The organism is Paenibacillus sp. JNUCC32, from assembly GCF_014863545.1.
Taxonomy (GTDB): Bacteria; Bacillota; Bacilli; order Paenibacillales; family Paenibacillaceae; genus Paenibacillus_AQ; species Paenibacillus_AQ lautus_A.
In genome coordinates, this window is sequence record NZ_CP062260.1 from 797347 (window position 1) to 816779 (window position 19433).

Genomic DNA, 19433 nt, shown 5'->3' on the forward strand with positions numbered 1-19433 from the left:
CAAACATGAAGAGAAATAAGATCTTGTCCGTATTGTGGATCAGTATGCTGGCTTTCGTGTTTATTTTAAGCGCTTGCAGCAAAGGGGAAGGAGGCGGAGGCAGCGCTGCTGGTTCATCCGCCGATAGCGAAGCCTCGGCCATGGAGCCGGGCGACCCGTTCGGCAAGTATGATCCTCCCATTCAGCTGGATGCCGTCCGGTTTGTGGGAGAAGAAGTGAAGTTCCCGTCCGGACAGGATATTAAAAACAACGTGTGGACCGACCTATATAAGGAAATGGGCATCAACCTCAACTATAAATGGGTGGTAACGGGCCAGGAGCAATATGAATCCAAAATGAATATCGCGATTGCTTCGAATGACCTCCCGGATATCATGCAGGTGACGCCGGAGCAGCTGCGCCAGCTTGCGGACGCCGGGCAATTGGCGGACTTGACGCCCGCTTTCGAGAATTACGCCAGCGATGACCTGAAGAAGGTCATGGAGATCGAGAAAAACGCGCTCCCTTCCGCGACGTTTGACGGCAAGCTGTTGGCGATCCCGTCCACCCAGCCGGTAATCGGCGGCTCGGCTCCCCTGCTGTGGGTCAGGGAGGATTGGATGGAGAAGCTGAATCTGCCTGAACCGAACACGATGGATGACCTTGTGGCCATTGCGGAGGCGTTTGCCCAGCAGGATCCGGACGGTAACGGCAAGGCGGATACCTACGGACTTGCGCTGACCAAGGATATCGGATTAAACAGCTCTTCGGTAGGTTTCTTTAACGGCTTCGGCGGTTTCCCGCAAATTTGGATCGAAGACGCGGAGGGGCAACTGCAGTTCGGCAGCATTCAGCCGGAGATGAAGGAAGCGCTGGCCAAGCTGCAGGACATGTTCAAGAACAAGCTGATCGACCCCGAGTTCGGCGTAAAGGATACCGTCAAGGTCTTTGAATCCGTGACCACCCACAAAATCGGCATGCTGATCGGACCAAGCTGGTATCCGGCATGGCCTTTCTGGGACATGGTGAAAGAAGATGAATCGGTGAATTGGAAGTCCTACCCTATCCCGTCTTTGGAGGGCGGTCCGGCGACGGTGCAGATGCCTTTTGCCGTATCCCAATATTACGTGGTCAAAAAGGGGTACGAGCATCCCGAGGTCATCGTCAAGCTGGCTAACCAGTACTACGAGAAGCTGTACAGCGACAATGCGGAATTTGACAAGTACGGCCAAATCATCGAAGACGGCGTATCCATCGGAGTCAACAAATATTCGCTGGTCGAGGTCGTCAATCCGAACAAAGACCTGATCCGGCAGGAGGAGCTGGCCAAAGCGCTGGAATCCGAAAGCGACGCGGACATCACCAGCGCCGAAACGAAGATCATGTTCAAGGAATTTCAGGAATATCTCGCAGGCAACAACCCGATGGGCTGGTCCGGCTATGCCGCCAACGGGCCGGAAGGCTCCATGAAGCAGCTTCGCGATTTGAACGATGCGGGCAAAGTCATCTCGAACGGTTATGTCGGCGCTCCGACCGAGACCATGGCCGACAAAAAAGCGACGCTCGACCGGCTGGAACAGGAAACGTTCATCAAAATCATTTTGGGCGAGGCGAGCATCGACGCCTTTGATGAGTTCGTAGCCAATTGGAAGAAGCTCGGCGGCGACAAGATTACGGAAGAAGTTAATGCATGGAAGGCCGACAGATAAAGGAGCTCGGCTAACGGGAACAGGGGAGGGAGGTTTCTGACACCCGCCCCTGTTCTCATTTCACCACCTGCTGAAGGCGAATGGGATACACATTGACAGACAGGAGGATCGCTATGTTAAGCAAAAAATTTCGGCGGCAGTGGCCGCTTCATTTGATGATCTTGCCCGGCATCGTCATCGTACTGATCTACAGCTATTGGCCGATGATCGGCATCGCCATGGCCTTTCAGAAATTCGTTCCGTTCAAAGGCCTATTCGGCTCGGACTGGATCGGGCTGGACAATTTCCGCTATGTGTTCGATCTGCCGGAAACCGGCCAAATCATTTGGAATACGGTGTTTATCGCCTTCATGAAAATCATCGGGGGATTGGTCGTGCCGATCCTGGTTTCGCTGCTGCTGAATGAGCTGAGGAACGAGCTGATCAAACGGGGCGTGCAGACGCTCGTCTATTTGCCGCATTTTTTGTCGTGGGTCATCCTCGGCGGAATCTTTATCGACATTTTGTCGCCGACGAACGGGATCGCGAACCAAATATTGGGCTGGTTCGGCATCGAGCCGATTTTTTTCCTGGGCAGCAACCAATGGTTTCCTTATACCCTTGTCATAACGGACATCTGGAAGGAATTCGGCTTTAGCACCATCGTCTATTTGGCCGCGTTAACCTCCATCAATCCTTCCCTGTATGAGGCGGCTACGGTCGATGGCGCAAACCGCTGGAAACAGACCTGGCACATCACGCTTCCCGGCATGATGCCGATCATCATTTTGCTGGCAACCCTCTCGCTCGGGAACGTGCTGAATGCCGGTTTTGACCAGGTGTTCAACTTGTACAGCCCGCAGGTGTATGAGAGCGGGGACATTCTGGATACGTTTATATACCGGATCGGCATGCAGGGTGCCCAGTATGGGGTAGCCACGGCGATCGGCCTGTTCAAATCCTTGATCTCGTTCGTCTTTATCGTGACGTCCTACGCCCTGGCATCCAAGTTCGCCAATTACAGAATATTTTAGGAAGGAAGGTGTCCCGTATGCATAAACCGTCACTCAGCCGCAAATTTTTTCTTGGCTTCAACTACGCTTTTCTGATCGGTCTGGGGCTGCTCTGCTTTCTTCCCATCGTTCATATCCTGGCGGTTTCTCTCAGCTCCAAAGGCGCGGCGACGGCAGGGATCGTGAAGCTGTGGCCCGTCGATTTTACGCTCAGCTCCTATCAGTACGTATTGAACAAACCGCAATTTATGGTAGCGATGTGGGTCACCGTGCAGCGCGTCGTTCTTGGGACCGGGATCAGCATGCTGCTGACCCTGCTCATCGCTTATCCGCTGTCGAAGGAACCGCGGGATTTTAAATTCCGCACGCAATATGCCTGGTTCTTCGTGTTCACGACCCTGTTCTCCGGAGGCCTTATTCCAAGGTATATGACGATAAGGGATACCGGACTGATCGATACGATTTGGGCATTGGTCATCCCGGGTGCGGTAGCTGTGTTCAACGTGATTTTGCTGCTCAATTTTTTTCGCGGCCTGCCCAAGGAGCTGGAGGAATCCTGCTTCATTGACGGCGGGAGCTACATCACCAGCCTGTGGAAAATATACGCGCCGCTGTCGCTGCCGGCCATGGCTACCGTAACGCTGTTTACGATCGTCGGCCAATGGAACGAATGGTTTGACGGACTGTTGCTGATGAATTCTCCGGAAAAATACCCGTTGTCGAGTTATCTTCAGACCGTTATCGTGCAGACCAACCTGACGTCGATCAATGCAGACGATGCCGCGGCACTCTCCGAAGTGTCCAACCGAACGTTTAAAGCCGCGCAAATATTCATCGGCTCGCTGCCGATTCTGCTGCTGTATCCCTTCCTCCAGCGTTTTTTCGTCAAAGGCATCGTGCTTGGCAGCGTCAAAGAGTAATCCGAAAATATGCGTTGTGTTTCGTTTGATCTCCGTGCTTTTTCGTTATATATGGTATAATTTTCTAGTGGGCTGCTAGGGGCTAGGTGCTATGGCTAGCATCGTCAATTCAGGCTTACCGATACAGCGATCAAGAGAGGAGAGTGCACCATGAACGAAGCGTATCTTCAATTGTACGATTATCACATTTGGGCGAACGAAAGATTATTGGACCATTTGCAATCCTTGCCGGAAGGCGTGTTTCACCAGGAAGTGAACCTGGGCTTTACATCCATCGCCGAAGTCTTCGGTCACCTTGCAGCTGCGGAGGAAGTTTGGTTTGCCCGAATCAAGGAGGAAAGACCTCCGTCGCTTGCCGCGAGACCGTTCGGGGATATGGCAGCAGCTCGTCAATACCTGAGCCGGCTCCAAACCGGGCACCATGAATATTTGGCATCGGTTGGCGATATGGGGAAGGTTGTGACTTATCACAACACTGCGGGTGAGGCATTTCAGAATTCGATTTCGGAAATTCTCCAGCAGGTCGTAAATCATGGAACCTACCATAGAGGCAATATCACGACCATGCTTCGGCATTTGGGACACAAAGGAATCATAACGGATTATATTGCTTTTTTAAGAGTGTAGTTTAAACGCACCACACATAGGGGACTTCCTGCTGCCATGATCACATGAGCCGGGTAGTTCTTTTGCTATTTTTACCAAACGGAAAAGAGGATGTAAAATAGAATAAGAATGCCAGGTTTACAAGAGGGATGATGAGGAGTCGGTTTTGGTAGAGAATGTTTATAAATATCGTTGGTATAGAGCTTCCTGCGGCTCTCTTATATGATGTAAGGAATGCCCTCATAGCTATAGAAATTCATAGGATCAATAGAGCGACGCGGGTGAATCGCTGACACATTCGAGGAATACCAAAACACGAAGCCATATACTGCCTATAAACGGAAGGTGATTCATATGAAAAAGATTCGGAGATCCAAAATCGTTGAAGGTACTTCCATACCGGGAATAATCTGCAACGGAGGTCAGTACTTTTATATTGGCGTAGATATCTATGAAGACGGCATGATCAATTGCTGGGAGCTGGTTGACCTCAAAGGCCTAAAAAACAAGATCGATTCGAACTGGCTGACGCCTGTCGTTCCGCTTGGCGAAAATCTGTCGATCCATGGACTGGGTGCGTTCCGAGTCAAGGAAACGAACTGGAGATTCCATCCAGACAGCTATTATGAACATATTAAGCAGACCATTCGCGTGATGAATCCGGAATTCGTGAATATCTATGAAGTTTCAGAGCGTGAGCAGAAGCAATGGGAGACCAGAAGAGTGGCCCACTCCCCTCGTCCCACTGATTTTTATGTGAAGGATGAAATGTTCTATCAAACGGTGGAGGGCGACGGTTTCCACATTTTCATGAAATATGAGGGTGCGAATTATTTAGTTTATTTGAATGTGTACCAGGACGGTCAAGTCTTGGTACACGACCTGCCCCTTGACGTCCGCAGCCATCTCGATGAGCTAATCGAATGGTTTCAGGACGGGACGCTGTTCACGATATTCGATGGCGCGCTGCCTCTTAGCATAGCGGGACTTGGCGAGGTTACGCTGTCTGAACCGTTGTATGCGGCAGACAAGGAGGAGAAGTTCAAGGAACTTATCGACATCCACAGGAAATTGAACGGGGAGAAATCAGCGCATGAAGAATGCAGGGACGCTTATTATTTATATCTAGAAAATCCCACCGAGTTTTACAGGGAACATTTAAGAGAGAAATATGAACGGGTGCCCGAGCATGAGCGGATGTACTTGGGTGATATGGATTCTAAAGATTGGGACTACCAAAGAATCCTCTATCGGCCGGATGAGAAGCGGGAAGTGTAGTGGGCTATCATATCAGCCGGGTGGATGGGAAACAAAAAACATTTTAAAGAAAGTGAGGCCATTACAATGTATAGTTCGTACGGAGCGCTGTGTACGGAAGTGTATGATCTGAGCAAACCGTTAGGTTTCTCGTTTGGCGACGTGGAATATTATACAGAGCGCCTAAAAGACGTTGAAGGCAAGGTGCTGGAAGTTGGATGCGGATCGGGCCGGGTATTAATCCCGTTGCTCCAAGCAGGCATTAACATCGAAGGCGTGGATAATTCGGCTGCGATGCTGGACTCCTGCAGAAGAAGATTAGCGGAATTGAGCCTTGAGGCGAAGCTGTTTGAAGACGAGATGCATAACTTTTCGTTGGCGGCTGCCTTTGACGCCATTATCATTCCAGCAGGATCTTTTCAGTTAGTGGAAGGACGCGAGCGGGCTGAATCGGCTCTGGAACACTATGCTTCCAATTTGACGCCTGGGGGCAGGTTGATCGTGGATTTGTATATTCCTACGGATTTCGACGCGAATCACACCTCGACTAGAAGCTGGGAAACTTCCGATAACGAAGTCATCGTTTTGGAGGAAAGACGTACGGAATGCAATCTGCTTGACCAGCGCATCGTATCGATCCTGAAATATGAAAAATGGAAGGAAGGCCATCTGGTTCAGACCGAGCTGCAGCGTTTTCCTCTAAGCTGGTATGGGATGCATGAGTTTGAACTCATGTTAGAGAAGCAGGGATACGATGAGATTACGAAGTCGGCTGACTATCGCTGGATGAATCAACCTGTAAACGCGGGTCAGATGATTACATACGAGGCTAGGAAGGCTTCAAGGGGGCGTTAACAGGCATCAGGGCGTTTATATGTGGTGCCATGGGTACCTTGCGCGATGACGAATAAAAATCAATGAGGTGACGGTATGCCGTATGACTCAGACTTAACTGCTTCAGATGTGGAGCGGTTGCTCCCATACCTCGAATATTTCCAAAATCCCGGGTCCGTTTTTTGCCATGACGTTAATGGATATCGATGTGAAAGCAAAGAAATCGGAAGTTTTCGTAAAGCGTTGGATGACGTCGGCTTCCTCATAGTATTTAACTGGAGCGAATGGTTAGCGGAGAATGAGGCTTATCGAGATTTAGATAACCCTGTGGGGAGCAGCATTCGCAGCGCCGATCTGGTAACCCTTAGAAAATTGATGACCAGTTATGTTCGCGGTGACCGATTCAATGAAGGGTTATTCCTCAGCGTATGCATGAAAGGATATGTTGCTGAAATTTTATTGCGACTGAGAGAGTTGAAGGGCTCGTTATAATATTGGAAGGTTGAGCGGGGAAATATCGCATTTTTGAATATATTGATACTCTGAAACTTATAAGAAAGGTGCCTTTATGGAGATCTTTGGAGAGAACGTCATTTTATCAAAAATCACTATACATGATCTGGATTTTATTTGCGGAATAGAATGCGATCGGGATCTATGGCATTTTGAAGAATCGGTTGAGTCAGATCAACAAGTCGTTCGCAGCAAATATATGGCCAGAATCAATGAGGGAGGCGAAGCAACAGCCTATGATTTTATAGTCAGATTAGCTGATGATGAGATGCGGGCACCGATCGGACTGGCTCAAGTATGGAGTTATATTGGCTTTAGGAAGAGTTGGGAATTAGGCTTCGCTATTCTCCCGGAACAAAGCGGTCAAGGGTACGGGAGTGAGGCGGCCAAGCTATTGTTGAAGTTTGCTTTCGAACAGTTGAGCGCTCATAAAGTGGTAGGCATGTGCAACTCGCTAAATAATCGTTCAGCAGCGCTAATGGAGCATATCGGGATGACCAAAGAAGCTGTTTTTAAAGAAGAACTATGTTGGAATGGGAACTGGACGGACCAGTTTTATTACTCCATTCTTGAAAAAGAGTTTTTTGGTGACGAGGAAGACGGGATTAGGTAAGCTGTGAATTATGAAACGGAACTATATCTATAAGATGGAGGGATTTAATAATGACTCATACCCCAATGCCCATTCAGAAAAGGATAGCGTCTGTATTTATTCATGTTAACGATATGGAAAAAGCTGTAGAATGGTATGCAAGGCTTCTGGGTGTGCCTTTCAGATCCGGTCCCTATGAGGAGATGTACAGCATCCAGCTGGACAATCTGTTGATCCTGCTGGACAGCCACCGATCCGGTCGGTTTACGCCTGAAGAGCAGGCTTTATTCGCACTGCCAACGGATGACATTGACCAAACCTACGAATATCTAAAATCCATTGACGTGACGATCATCGGAGAGATTGAGCGGTTTCCGGATATTTCGTTTGTTTCGATTCAAGATCCCGACGGGAATCTCATGATGATCGTGCAGGAGGATAACTAGAAACAAATATTGAAGACTAGCTGCATACTCAACCTTAAGGAGCTGGAAGGACATGATACAATCCATTGTTCATATCGCGTTAGTCGTGAAGGACTATGACGAGGCCATTGCATTTTATACCGAGAAGCTGAATTTTACTTTGATCGAAGATACATATCAGCCCGAACAAGACAAACGCTGGGTGGTTGTTGCTCCTCCCGGGTCGGTCGGCACGACGATATTGCTTGCCAAAGCATCCAAGCCGGAACAAGAGCCGTTTATAGGCAACCAGTCGGGCGGCCGAGTGTTTCTGTTCCTGAATACCGATGACTTCTGGAGAGATTATCGCGAAATGGTGTCGCGGGGAATCGAGTTTGTAAGAGAGCCGAAAGAGCAGGATTACGGCATGGTAGCGGTATTCAAGGATTTGTACGGGAACCTGTGGGATTTGCTGGAGCTGAAAGAAGATCATCCATTGATGAAACGTTTGAAGTAATCGATACATCGATCGTTTATTGAAGAAACGATAAGGAGGAAGCAATAGATGTCCACTATTCTCAATGTGATTGTCATTGCAGCGCATCCCGATGAACCCGAAATCTATGCAGGAGCGATCTCCGCAGCCTACGCAGAGATGGGTCATCGGGTGAAGTTCGTTACGTTAACCGATGGATGCTGCGGTCATCATGAAATGAGCGGGCAGGACCTGATCGACCGTCGTATACGGGAAGCCCATGAGGCTGCCCGGCATCTTGGGGTTCTGGAATATGTCGTTCTGCCCATACCCGATGGCGAATTGATGCCGACACCGGACGTACGCAAGGAAGTGATCCGTCAAATCCGCGGCTGGGAGGCGGATATCGTCATCACGTTCCATCCGGACGGTCCCGGCCATGTGGATAACCGAAATGCCGGGAAGGTCGTGCGGGATGCCGCAGATTTTGTGGCGAATGTACCTAATGCCGTGCCCGAAGTACCGTCATTAAAAAAATCCCCGATCTATCTGCTGATGCCGGATTACGCGGCACGGGCGTCATATCAACCGGATATGGTCATCGATGCCGGAGGCGTCATCGAGAAGAAATTGCTGGCCTGCGATGCCCATGCTTCCCAGTTTTACGAGTTTGCCCCTTGGCAGGGCGGTTTCTTGCATGCCGTACCGGATACGTGGGAAGAGAAGCGGGATTTTATTCTGAAGTTTTGGAATCGGTTTCTGCGCGTGTCGGACGAAATGCTGCCTACGCTTGCCAAGCTGTATGGTCAAGAGTATGCAGCCGGCGTACAATATGCCGAGCCTTTCGAAATTGCGGATTATGGCCGAAGACCGAATGACGCTGAGATGAAGGTATTGTTCCCGATGCTAACGGGTACTCGCGTGTAATCGATTCTCGGTTAAGCCATAAAAGAGCGGATTTCCTCTTCAGGGAAATCCGCTTTCTTTATATGACCCTCCAGATAAGCTTACACCTTCTCTATTGGTAATTCTGTGACGGGACAGAATCCGGGATTCGCCGAATTTAAAAGCTCGGCAAATGGCGGCTGGAGCTTGGCAAGCTCCGCATAATAACTGCTGATTACATGATTGCCGCTAACCGACCCATTCTGGAAGTTCAATGGCCAATGAGTATGGACGTGACTGTAATAGTATTTCTTTTCCCGTTTCGGCAGTTTGTAGATACTGGGCGGTGCATGAGTGACGACATCGAACAGGTTGGCTATACGAAAGCTGCTTCGAACATATTTGGCAAAGGCCTTGGCAAAATCGGGATCCCCTACGCGCGGTGATCCGTAAGTGAAAACATGGGGGGATTGGTGATCCGTGTTCGCGGCAACATCCACGGCGCACAAGGTAGCAAGTGCCCCTCCGAGACTGTGGCCTGTAATGAACAAGGTCTTATCGACAGGCAATCTTGCAAGCGCCGACATGATCTGCCCGCGGGCGGAAGCGTAGATGCTGGTGAAGCCGCGGTGCGTGAGCGCGGGATCTTTGATGTATTTGAAGTTCTTTTGGGAGGCTATGGCATCCGTGATCCAATCCGTGGAGGACATGGTACCCCGAAAGGCGATTATAATCTCCTCCGGCGATTCAAGGATAAACCCGAAGCGTTCCGACACGCGGATCAAGGAATTCGCTTCAATGGTGTCGAACAGCGAGAAGTTTAGCGGAAGGACAAATGAGCCGTCCGTGCTGGTGAATTGTGTATAGGTTTGTCCGCAGATCGCCGCCAGGAAAATGGCCCATTGTTCTTGCTCCGTGCTCGCAACCATGTACATCCCGCCCTTCTGTTCTCCTACACTATATTAGGGAGAGGAAGGAAAGGTGCCTATTGCCCGTTGGTTTGTCAAACGGTTATCAAGCGAAGAGAGTCCGCGGGATTTCCTGACTTCGAAGGTTTGGGAAGAACCAAGTTATATGGTACCATTCTATAGACAATGGATTGGTCTTTGGTCTAACCGTGTAAAAGCATTCGAGGTTTCAGATTGTACTAATAAGATACATAGAGGGCAGGGTTAAATAGAAATGACGGATAATAATCAACAACGCTTCCGTTTCAGTGAAGCACCCATCTGGGAACTACAGCGGACATATTATGAAGAACTGGGGATGAAGGCGTGGAATAATGATCAGGTCCCGCAGTATATTACGAGCAACCCCATGATTGCTACGGCTTACGCAGAAATGATATTCGGATTCCTTCGAGATCGCGCGGATCGGGGCGATATCATCGAACCCGTGACGATTCTGGAATTGGGCGCCGGAGCCGGACGCCTCGGTTACCATGTGCTGCACAAGCTGTGCGAGCTGAGAGATGATACGGGGATAGCGCTGCCTCCTTTCCGCTATGTCATGACGGATTTGCCGATGAAGAATGTGACGGCATGGCAGCAGCATCCTGCCATGCAATCGTATATTGAGCAGGGACTGCTGGACTTCGGGAGGTTCGATGCCGTGCATGATACGGAATTGAACTTGGTAGTGTCGAAGACCACGATAAGTCCCGGGGATTTGAAGCAGCCGCTGCTGATCGTCGCCAATTATTTTTTTGACGGCATTCCGCAAGAATTGATCTACGTCGGGGAAGGCCAGATTTATGAGAGCGATGTAGTCATCGAATTTCCGGAGCAGCACCATAAGCTCAAGCCCGCTGAAGCGCTGGAACGCATGAAGCTGGCTTACGAGCACCGCCGGGCACCAAGATACGAAGAAGATACTTACCCTTATCGCGATGTGATTGCTCATTACCAGCAAGAACTGGAGGATTCGCATATCCTGTTTCCGGAGGTGGGCTTGACCTGCTTGGAACGTCTGAATCGGTTATCCACGTCAGGTTTCATGCTCCTCACGGCGGATAAAGGAGATCATCGCATCGATAATTGGAAATTCGCCGAGCCGCCGCAATTAATTTACCATGGCAGCTTTTCGCTAACGGCTAATTATCACGCGCTGCAGCATGTGTTCGAACAGCGAGGCGCACTGGCCATGTTCCCTACGCAGCATTATAAGAATATTAACGTCGGCTGCATTCTCATGCTGGAAGCACCGGCTAGTTATGCCAATACCCGGCTCGCTTACCGTCAATTCATCGAACGCTTCGGACCGGATGAATTCTTCAGTATGAAGGAATGGGTCGACCGGAATATTGAAAGCATGGGCTTGCAGCAAATTTTGTCCTTCTGGCGATTGGGCGGGTATGACGCCGAGTTCTTCATTCAGAGCGCGAAGCGCATCTCGAATCTGCTGCCGGAGGCCAATGACGAAGAAATGCTGGATATCCGTGCAGGCATCTTCAAGATGTGGTCATCGTATTATGTGATGGAACAGCGTTATGATCTGGCTCTGGACGCGGGACTGGTGCTGTTTGAGATGGATATGTACGAGGAGGCCAAGTTCTTCCTGAAGGAATCCGTGGACACGGATGAAGACGAGCCGGTGCCAACGGTATTATACTGTTTGGCGATCTGTTGTTACGAGCTTGGCCTGGACGAGGAGGCTCTGGAATATACGCGCGAGGCGCTCGTTCTGGAGCCCGATCATGAAGAGGCTTTGGCTTTGCTGAAATGCTTTGAGTAAATGGATTGCGTTTTTTTCATGATCATGAAGGAAGTTAATCATTCTTCCCTATGCAAAAGAACAACACGTCAGACCCGGCCTCCCGAGATCCTTACTTGGCCGGGTCTGTTTATTTTGAAACGCTTAATGCTCAGATGGCTCTGCGCGTTTCCGGGAAGTGGAGTATAATGTATAAGGACATCGATTGCAATGATACGGACAGACCAACATATAACGACAGGTGAAAAACAATGAGAATAGCTTTTTTTGATTCAGGTTTAGGCGGTTTAACCGTGTTAAGGGCGGCTATGAAAAAGCTGCCCCATGAAGACTTTTTATTTTTTGCGGACACCCTCCATGTGCCATATGGCACCAAAGCTAAGGAAGACGTGAAAGCTTACATACATCAAGCGATGGAAACCATCATGCAGGAAGGGGTCAAAGCCATCGTCGTTGCGTGCAACACGGCTACAAGCATGGCGATCTCCGATTTAAGGAAGGCCTATCCGATTCCGGTTATCGGGATGGAGCCTGCCGTAAAGCCGGCTGTTGAAATTAACCGTGCCAGCGGGAAGCGGATCCTGGTGCTTGCCACGCCGCTGACCCTGAAGGAGTCGAAGTATAAGGACCTGGTCCGGCGAGTCGATAGCATGCATATCGTGGATTCCCTGCCTTTACCGGAGCTGGTCGAGCACTGTGAGGCTTTGAATTTCGACCCCGAGATCATGAACGCATACTTCACGAAGAAGTTTGAAGCCTTTGATCTGAATGAGTATGGAACGATCGTTTTGGGCTGTACGCACTATCCTTTTTACAAAAGGATTTTGTCGGATCTGCTGCCGGATCATATCCGAATTATCGATGGCAGCGAAGGTACCGTGAACAGACTCATCCAAGTATTGAGCGGCCAGGATCTGCTCAGCTCCAGCGGGAGTCAGGATGTTAAGCTGCTAAATTCAAGCCAATCCGCGGAGTATACTCAGAAGATGGAGAAAGCGCTCAGCATATACAGGGAGATTGAGGGATAGGGAAACTGGAGGCCGACCGTTGAGTATAAGAAAAGATAAGCAGCGGAGGTGTTATAGTGACGACGATACCGGAAGATTTCACCTACTTAGAGCCCTGGGAAGACGAGACTTCGGATCGATTCGCGGATGAGTTATCTAAGGAAATTTCGAGCGAGCATATATTGTTTGGAGTACAAGTGAAGACATTAGCAAGAAGATGCGATCGGGATGATTTTTTGTTTTCTCTAATAGAACAACCGGGTATGTATGCGCAGGTGCATTTAACCTGGAAGCATGAAGAGTCGGCTGATTGGCCGAAGACCTTGTTGTTCAGCAGCTTCGAAGACTGGGTGAATACATCGATGTTACCCGATAACAGGGATTATTAGTTCAATCATAAAATGGAAAGGATGCACGCTATCTATGATCGGTTTCATTGTGATTATCTTGATTGTCGGCTTGGCCGGGATTATCAGCAATCAATATTCTGCCCTGAGAAGAATGGAGCGCATGCAGCGTTCTCTGGATGAGCTTAATATGAGAATACATGAAATGAATAATGATGAATCCAAGCGATAACCTATCAAACGGCAGGTGTATGATATGAACCCTTTTAATCAATCAAAAAAAGAAATCAGAACAACGTTTGAGATCGACTTGCTGCGCTTTGCCCAAGCGAAAGAACCTACAAAACCGCCTCGCCCCTGGACGGCTGAGGTCATCATTCCGGCTTCCGGATGCATCGCTTGCGGTTGGGATGCCGATGAGAATCTGGTTCTGATCAGCAGCTCCGGTTACAGTTTGACGCAGGCCATAACCGGAACCGTCATTCACAGAGACCGGGATTCCGACCTAACGGAAGATCATATGAGCGGAGACCACTTAAGTTTTCGTATTCCGCTCAGCAGACAGGACATTTCGATTTTTGGATTTGAGTCGGGGGATGGGATTCACGCAACAAACGATGGCTGGATGCTGGAAGTCATTCATCCTTGGTGGCCAAGGGCTTCCGTTATTTTGGACCAGGTGTTCGTCCCTAATTATGAGTATCTGAAGCAAGCCACGATGATTGATTTGAACCGGCTGGACGGAAAAATAAAATGTGGTTTTTCACCGTCGGGCAAACATTTCGTTATTTTGGGGTCTGGCGGTGCGCTTTTGTATTCGAGGGAATAAATGAGATCCATTACCTGACGTTCTTGTATCCAATTTACATAGTGACGGATTGCTGATCCGCTCAAGGAGAAATGAAATGACAAATCCGCAAATAACCTATGGCATGTATACAATGTGCATGATTCGGAATGACGACAAGGTTTTGCTTATTAATCGTCCGGACCAGCTCGGTTTTCCCGGTTACCTTGGGCCTGGAGGAAAAGTGGAGTTCCCGGAGAGCCTATCGGAAGGTGCAATTCGTGAGGTTTATGAAGAAACCGGGCTGATTGTTAACAACCTGGAGTATAAAGGCATAGATGAGTATGTGGTTCCCCAGACGAATTATCGTTACATGGTATTTAACTATTTGACAGATTCTTACGAAGGTGAACTCTTAGCGAATCCGCCAGAAGGGGAGCTCGTTTGGGTACCGATTCAAGAAGCGATGGATTTACCTATGCAGCCCTGGTTCAAACGAAGATTCCCCCTTTACTTTGAAGAGGGGACTTTTGAAATCTCCATTGTCTGGGATGAAGATGGACAGAAGCCGATCGAAGAGAAAATCAGAAATTTACGATGATATGATGGATTGCGGTGTAACCAGAATGGGAGAAAACAATCGATGATGAAATACAATATTTGTTTCGTTCGACGCGGTGATGAGATTTTATTATTAAACCGTGATAGAGCACCATGGATGGGATGTTGGAATGGAGTGGGGGGCAAGCTTGAATATAACGAGGCGCCCAGAGACTCCATGATACGTGAGCTGTATGAGGAGACGAACATTCGGGATAAGGATTGCCGATTAACCTTCAAAGGCCTTGTCACTTGGACATCGGAAGGCAAGAGCTTGGGAGGAATGTACCTTTATCTTGCCGAAGTACCTGAGGACTACATTTATGAGACCCCAATAAAGACGGACGAGGGCATTTTGGATTGGAAATCCACGCAATGGATTCTGACTGCAGGAAATGCCGGAATCGCAGCCAATATCCCTAAGTCGCTCGAGCTGATATTGAATGATCCGAATTGTTACGAACATCATTGTACGTATAAGGATGGTAAACTACTGCAGCACACATCGGTTGAGATAAGTTCTATGGTTGAAACGAACGAGGAGATAAGAGCCGAATTATTTAAGAAATATCTAGAAGAACAGGTTAGGTATTAACCTGGCATAAAATCTATCACACCACATGACCCGACTCAGATTGGAATGATCTTAGGCGGGTTTTGTTGTTATATGCGGGAGGAATCATGCGAATCTGTTCAAGCTTTAGGCATGGATGGGCGTACGCAGGCTAACGAGAGCATCAATGTACATACACTCGAAGAATGAAAAAATTTTGAAGGTGCTGAATGGTTTGAAAAAATGGATCGTTCCAACCATCATGGTTTTCTCGATTTTTTTGATTTTGTCTTATAAGTGGTATACACATCCCAGACAAATTGTTCAGAACATAGAAGCAGTAGAGTTTCAATTAGGAAAGAACGCGGAGCAGACGATCATGCCAGTTCGTATCGAAATCGATGGTCATCTGGCACGGTCCATCACTGGAGAGAAGCGTTTTGACGGCTCAATCAAACTATTTAGCGATGACAAACGACTTACAGACGAGAAAAGTTATACCCAAATCGTATTTAATCTAAGTGGGGGAGGAGTCCTGGTCTATGATGAAACAGCCAATGGAGTTCCTAAACTGAATTCATATGGATTGATTTTTATCGATAAGGATTTTAGCAGCGTAGCTATAGCCAAACATGTAACCGAGAATGGAGAAACAAATACAAAGTCGTGGGAGGCCACACGTGGGATGATGATTGCCGGACCGGCTAGCAGCAGAGAGGAGGGGCTGCGTGTATCCAATACTTTGATGGCTGACTTTTTAAAGGTGGTAACATTAGATTGAGGTTTACCAGGTGGATCCAGCTTACCGAGGGAGGAGTAAAGATGGATACGATACAATTCAAATCCTATATCCATGAGCTTTTCGGCTCGTTATTGAATGATTTTGAGGAAGACGACGAGTATGGCTACCATCTTTTTTCATCGAACCACTATCTACGGATAGGCTACGCCACCAATCTGACACCGGAGGTTGTCCAACAAGCGGCAGTCGAAAAGGTCGATCTGATTATCACGCATCATGATGCATGGAGCTTCGTGTACGGGATGAAGGAACGGTGTTTAGAGTTGCTGCAGGAGCATGACATCGCTCATTTCTATATCCATCTTCCCTTGGATTATGCCGAGTTCGGAACCTGCAATTCGTTGCTGCGTGAATTGGGGGCGGAACATATTGTCCAATCATCCCGGCATATGGAGGGGAATAGCTCGATAGGTATCGGAGAACTGGAGTCTCCGGTCTCGATGGAAGAGCTTGTAGAAACCATGTCCTCCGCTTTGGGCGAACACGTGTTTTATCAGCAGAATAGCAATAAACCTGTTCAAAGGATCGGCATGATAACCGGAGCAGGTAACGGCACGAATCAGTTGAAAGAGGCCTTGGACCATGGCTGCGATGTTTACATTACCGGGGAAAAAACGCTCTATACGGTTCAATATGCCAGGTTCGTCGGATTGAATCTCATCGTGGGCAGTCATACGTTTACCGAAATTTTCGGCGTACGATCGCTCGCCCAGAAGCTGCAGGAGAGGTTTCCAGATGTGGAAGTTATCCAGTTGTACGAGGAGCATATGGAAGTAGTGAACTAAAAAGCGCATCGGAGGGATAACGGTTGAAGGATTCCAGCTTTGATTTTTACGAAGACCTTGCGGATACATATCATTTGATTTTTGAGGATTGGCATGAAGCGGTAAGATGGCAGGGTGAATTCTTCAATCGGTTTATTCGTTCGTTACATGACGAGAACCCTGAGGCTCGGTTCCATCTCCTGGACGCATCATGCGGAATAGGGACGCAGGCTTTGGGATTGGCACGGCATGATTTTGTCGTAACGGCTACGGATTTGAGTCCCAAGTCGGTGGAGCGGGCCAGAAAGGAAGCCGAGAAGCTGGGGATTCCCATTGATTTTGGAATCGCCGATTTTCGGTCTCTAGAGCAAGATATTGCTGGGCAATTCGATGTCGTATTGTCTGCTGACAATGCGATCCCCCATTTATTGTCAGATGAGGAGCTAAGACAGGCATGCCGCAACCTGTATGCCAAACTTCGTAACGAGGGTCTGCTTGTAGTGTCCATTCGGGACTACGACGCTATTATTCAGAACCGCCAGTGTGCAACGGTTCCACGAATCTTGGATGAAGGAAAACGTATGGTTTTTCAAGTTTGGGACTGGGCGGAAGGTGGATTTCACTATGAGACGAACCAATTTATTATGCAAGAAATCGATGGAGCATGGCATACCCAAGTCAACAGCACATCCTATAGAGCATTAATGCGATCAGAATTAAGCTGTTTGCTGGCGGAAGCGGGATTCATCGATATCCAGTGGCACGTGCCTTCAGATTCTGGCTTTTATCAGCCGATCGTTACGGCAAGGAAGCCAGGAGCATAGACATAGGCCAATAAGGCGGGATGAGTTAATCCAGTATAAAAGGAGGAGTTAAGAATGGCACAATTACGGGGTCAAGAACAAGTCGAGGAGTATCTTCAGCAACTTGAGCATCCCTTGAAAAAAGAAATCGAGGAGGTCCGAAGCTTCATTCTGAGTGTTGATGATCGAATCACGGAGCATATCAAATGGAATGCACCCAGCTTTTGCGTTCAGGGCGAAGACCGGATCACCTTGAATTTGCAGGGGAAGGGTTTCATTCGGTTGATTTTTCATTGTGGAGCCAAGGTAAAGGACCATGATATAAAGGGAACACTGACTGAGGATGCGGCGGGGTTATTGGAATGGGCGTCGCATGATCGGGCCATCGTGAAAATCGTTGATACAGACGATTTGGAGCAAAAGAAGGAACAGTTAAAAGCCGTTATTGCTAGATGGATTGAAGTGACGAGTGGATGACTAGTAGAGTGTCGAAGTTTACTCTGGAAATCGAGTTCGAATCTAAAGCGAATGAGGCCATTTATAACAGATGGTTGTCAAAGGAACATGGAATTACATGCGTAAATACTGGAATTGAACATACAGTCGAAAGGCTCAAGAGGGAGATTAAACAACATGATCATTCATGAAGTTACCGATCTCGGTGCCGTAGATCTTACCGAACTCTTGACTGAAAGCCAGGAAGAAGGATTCAGGAATATCCATCGATTAGTGCATGAGTATCATAAGGGTATCAATACCTTTCATCATGAAAATGAAGCCTTGTTTGAATGTCGAGTTGGCCATAGAGTCATCGGCATCTGCGGGTTAAATCGGGATCCGTATGCGAACGGAAGCATAGGCAGGATCCGCAGATTATATGTACTAAAGGAATTCCGGAGTCAAGGAGTCGGGAGAAGGCTGGTTGAAGCTGTGATTCGTATGGCGAGCAGCCATTATACGAAACTCGTATTAAAAACAGACAATCCCAAGGCGTCTGCATTTTATAAGAATCTAGGTTTTCGGGAAATTGCCGACGGTGGATTGGTCACGCATGAACTTGTGCTATGATGAAATCATGGTTGCCCCGTCTCAAATGGATAGAACATTCAAGCATAAAAAAGGCTGCCATGAAGGCAGCCTTCCCTATCCTTCATAGGCTTGCTGTAGCGTTTGCATATCGATTTTTGATTTCGTCTGGAGTAAGGCCTTCATCACGCGTTCCGATTTAGCCGGATCGGGATCGGTTATCATTTCGTTTAAGTTAGCCGGAACGATCTGCCACGATACGCCGAACTTGTCCTTCAGCCAACCGCATACTTGCGCTTTTTCGTCACCGCCTTCGGCCAGTTTCTCCCAATAGTAGTCAATTTCTTCTTGCGAATCGCAATGCACAATAAACGAAATAGCTTCGTTGAATTTGAAATGCGGACCGCCGTTGAGCGCAACAAAATGTTGTCCCTCTAATTGAAATTCCACCGTCATTATAGCTCCTTCGGCGAATGGCGAGTGATCGTTGCGTTCTGCGCCGTATCGCGTAAATCGTTCGATCCCCGAGTTTTTGAAAATCGAAACGTAATGCTGCGCTGCCTCCTCGGCTTGGTGATCAAACCACAAGTTAGGGGATATCTTCTGGACTCTATTCTTCATCATCCCAACTCCTTCATCACAGTTACTAGAATGTAATGTCATTGTATCAAATCACTCCGATCATGATTTCTTACCGATTGCGATCTATTCCTGCCGATCATGAATATCGGATAACAACGGGCAGATTTGCGTTCAGGGAAAAATAGTCCTTTTCCATTTGGAGGAAGATAAAGGTAAAGCTCATGCCCGCGGTGAAGAAGTAGCAGTATATATTTATGAAGCTATCTTTCTAGGATACGCTAACG

General features: G+C 48.2%; 25 protein-coding genes. 23 read left to right on the plus strand and 2 right to left on the minus strand.

Translation table 11 applies throughout. The features are described from left to right. Nucleotides 1-5: 5 nt before the first annotated feature. The 11 genes from JNUCC32_RS03580 to JNUCC32_RS03630 all read left to right on the plus strand — a co-directional run bounded on the left by JNUCC32_RS03580 (nucleotide 6) and on the right by JNUCC32_RS03630 (nucleotide 9208). A complete protein-coding gene (locus JNUCC32_RS03580) occupies nucleotides 6-1688 on the plus strand; it encodes an extracellular solute-binding protein (protein WP_192571122.1) in 1683 nt (560 codons plus the stop codon). Between the two features lie 113 nt (nucleotides 1689-1801). After that, the gene (locus JNUCC32_RS03585; protein WP_009589934.1) at nucleotides 1802-2701 is read left to right on the plus strand and encodes an ABC transporter permease; all 900 of its coding nucleotides are present in this window, start codon (nucleotides 1802-1804) and stop codon (nucleotides 2699-2701) included. Nucleotides 2702-2718: 17 nt separating this feature from the next. After that, on the plus strand, nucleotides 2719-3600 hold the full coding sequence (locus JNUCC32_RS03590; protein WP_009589917.1) for a carbohydrate ABC transporter permease: 882 nt from the start codon (nucleotides 2719-2721) through the stop codon (nucleotides 3598-3600). 150 nt (nucleotides 3601-3750) lie between these two features. After that, complete coding sequence (locus JNUCC32_RS03595) at nucleotides 3751-4227, plus strand: DinB family protein (protein ID WP_192571123.1); 477 nt, start codon at nucleotides 3751-3753, stop codon at nucleotides 4225-4227. A gap of 333 nt (nucleotides 4228-4560) precedes the next feature. Then, a complete protein-coding gene (locus tag JNUCC32_RS03600) occupies nucleotides 4561-5484 on the plus strand; it encodes a DUF7638 domain-containing protein (RefSeq protein ID WP_192571124.1) in 924 nt (307 codons plus the stop codon). Nucleotides 5485-5550: 66 nt separating this feature from the next. After that, nucleotides 5551-6318 carry a class I SAM-dependent methyltransferase gene (locus JNUCC32_RS03605; RefSeq protein WP_192571125.1) on the plus strand — a complete coding sequence of 256 codons (768 nt, stop codon included), beginning with the start codon at nucleotides 5551-5553 and terminating at the stop codon, nucleotides 6316-6318. 75 nt (nucleotides 6319-6393) lie between these two features. Then, complete coding sequence (locus JNUCC32_RS03610; RefSeq protein ID WP_192571126.1) at nucleotides 6394-6789, plus strand: DUF6508 domain-containing protein; 396 nt, start codon at nucleotides 6394-6396, stop codon at nucleotides 6787-6789. A 76-nt stretch (nucleotides 6790-6865) separates the two neighbouring features. Then, nucleotides 6866-7423 carry a GNAT family N-acetyltransferase gene (locus JNUCC32_RS03615; protein ID WP_192571127.1) on the plus strand — a complete coding sequence of 186 codons (558 nt, stop codon included), beginning with the start codon at nucleotides 6866-6868 and terminating at the stop codon, nucleotides 7421-7423. Nucleotides 7424-7473: 50 nt separating this feature from the next. Next, on the plus strand, nucleotides 7474-7848 hold the full coding sequence (locus JNUCC32_RS03620; RefSeq protein WP_192571128.1) for a VOC family protein: 375 nt from the start codon (nucleotides 7474-7476) through the stop codon (nucleotides 7846-7848). 52 nt (nucleotides 7849-7900) lie between these two features. After that, nucleotides 7901-8323, plus strand: a complete 423-nt coding sequence (locus tag JNUCC32_RS03625; protein WP_009589923.1) for a VOC family protein — start codon at nucleotides 7901-7903, stop codon at nucleotides 8321-8323. Nucleotides 8324-8371: 48 nt separating this feature from the next. After that, nucleotides 8372-9208, plus strand: coding sequence for a PIG-L deacetylase family protein (locus JNUCC32_RS03630; protein ID WP_096775941.1), 837 nt, complete (start codon nucleotides 8372-8374; stop codon nucleotides 9206-9208). An 80-nt stretch (nucleotides 9209-9288) separates the two neighbouring features. On the opposite strand, the gene JNUCC32_RS03635 is transcribed toward JNUCC32_RS03630, so the two are convergent. Next, nucleotides 9289-10095 (minus strand): lipase family protein, encoded by an 807-nt coding sequence (locus JNUCC32_RS03635; RefSeq protein ID WP_192572586.1) that lies wholly within the window; start codon nucleotides 10093-10095, stop codon nucleotides 9289-9291. Between the two features lie 253 nt (nucleotides 10096-10348). Here JNUCC32_RS03635 and JNUCC32_RS03640 point away from each other — a divergent pair, with 253 nt between their 5' ends. The 12 genes from JNUCC32_RS03640 to JNUCC32_RS03695 all read left to right on the plus strand — a co-directional run bounded on the left by JNUCC32_RS03640 (nucleotide 10349) and on the right by JNUCC32_RS03695 (nucleotide 18609). After that, the gene (locus JNUCC32_RS03640; protein WP_192571129.1) at nucleotides 10349-11899 is read left to right on the plus strand and encodes a tetratricopeptide repeat protein; all 1551 of its coding nucleotides are present in this window, start codon (nucleotides 10349-10351) and stop codon (nucleotides 11897-11899) included. A gap of 230 nt (nucleotides 11900-12129) precedes the next feature. Then, nucleotides 12130-12906, plus strand: a complete 777-nt coding sequence (gene murI, locus JNUCC32_RS03645; RefSeq protein ID WP_192571130.1) for a glutamate racemase — start codon at nucleotides 12130-12132, stop codon at nucleotides 12904-12906. A gap of 56 nt (nucleotides 12907-12962) precedes the next feature. Then, complete coding sequence (locus tag JNUCC32_RS03650; protein ID WP_192571131.1) at nucleotides 12963-13274, plus strand: hypothetical protein; 312 nt, start codon at nucleotides 12963-12965, stop codon at nucleotides 13272-13274. A gap of 34 nt (nucleotides 13275-13308) precedes the next feature. Next, nucleotides 13309-13464 carry a hypothetical protein gene (locus tag JNUCC32_RS03655; protein WP_176502513.1) on the plus strand — a complete coding sequence of 52 codons (156 nt, stop codon included), beginning with the start codon at nucleotides 13309-13311 and terminating at the stop codon, nucleotides 13462-13464. 24 nt (nucleotides 13465-13488) lie between these two features. Next, on the plus strand, nucleotides 13489-14061 hold the full coding sequence (locus JNUCC32_RS03660) for a hypothetical protein (protein ID WP_192571132.1): 573 nt from the start codon (nucleotides 13489-13491) through the stop codon (nucleotides 14059-14061). 76 nt (nucleotides 14062-14137) lie between these two features. Continuing rightward, complete coding sequence (locus JNUCC32_RS03665) at nucleotides 14138-14620, plus strand: 8-oxo-dGTP diphosphatase (RefSeq protein WP_192571133.1); 483 nt, start codon at nucleotides 14138-14140, stop codon at nucleotides 14618-14620. Nucleotides 14621-14662: 42 nt separating this feature from the next. Then, nucleotides 14663-15214, plus strand: a complete 552-nt coding sequence (locus JNUCC32_RS03670) for an NUDIX hydrolase (protein ID WP_192571134.1) — start codon at nucleotides 14663-14665, stop codon at nucleotides 15212-15214. A 193-nt stretch (nucleotides 15215-15407) separates the two neighbouring features. Continuing rightward, nucleotides 15408-15953: a hypothetical protein gene (locus JNUCC32_RS03675; RefSeq protein WP_228468871.1), complete on the plus strand. Its 546-nt coding sequence runs from the start codon at nucleotides 15408-15410 to the stop codon at nucleotides 15951-15953. A 41-nt stretch (nucleotides 15954-15994) separates the two neighbouring features. Then, nucleotides 15995-16759 carry a Nif3-like dinuclear metal center hexameric protein gene (locus JNUCC32_RS03680; RefSeq protein ID WP_192571135.1) on the plus strand — a complete coding sequence of 255 codons (765 nt, stop codon included), beginning with the start codon at nucleotides 15995-15997 and terminating at the stop codon, nucleotides 16757-16759. 23 nt (nucleotides 16760-16782) lie between these two features. Next, on the plus strand, nucleotides 16783-17562 hold the full coding sequence (locus JNUCC32_RS03685) for a class I SAM-dependent methyltransferase (protein WP_192571136.1): 780 nt from the start codon (nucleotides 16783-16785) through the stop codon (nucleotides 17560-17562). Nucleotides 17563-17616: 54 nt separating this feature from the next. Beyond that, nucleotides 17617-18018: a DUF1801 domain-containing protein gene (locus JNUCC32_RS03690; RefSeq protein WP_192571137.1), complete on the plus strand. Its 402-nt coding sequence runs from the start codon at nucleotides 17617-17619 to the stop codon at nucleotides 18016-18018. A 156-nt stretch (nucleotides 18019-18174) separates the two neighbouring features. Then, a complete protein-coding gene (locus tag JNUCC32_RS03695) occupies nucleotides 18175-18609 on the plus strand; it encodes a GNAT family N-acetyltransferase (RefSeq protein ID WP_192571138.1) in 435 nt (144 codons plus the stop codon). Between the two features lie 75 nt (nucleotides 18610-18684). On the opposite strand, the gene JNUCC32_RS03700 is transcribed toward JNUCC32_RS03695, so the two are convergent. Continuing rightward, nucleotides 18685-19188 carry a VOC family protein gene (locus tag JNUCC32_RS03700; RefSeq protein WP_096775931.1) on the minus strand — a complete coding sequence of 168 codons (504 nt, stop codon included), beginning with the start codon at nucleotides 19186-19188 and terminating at the stop codon, nucleotides 18685-18687. Between the last annotated feature and the right edge of the window lie 245 nt (nucleotides 19189-19433).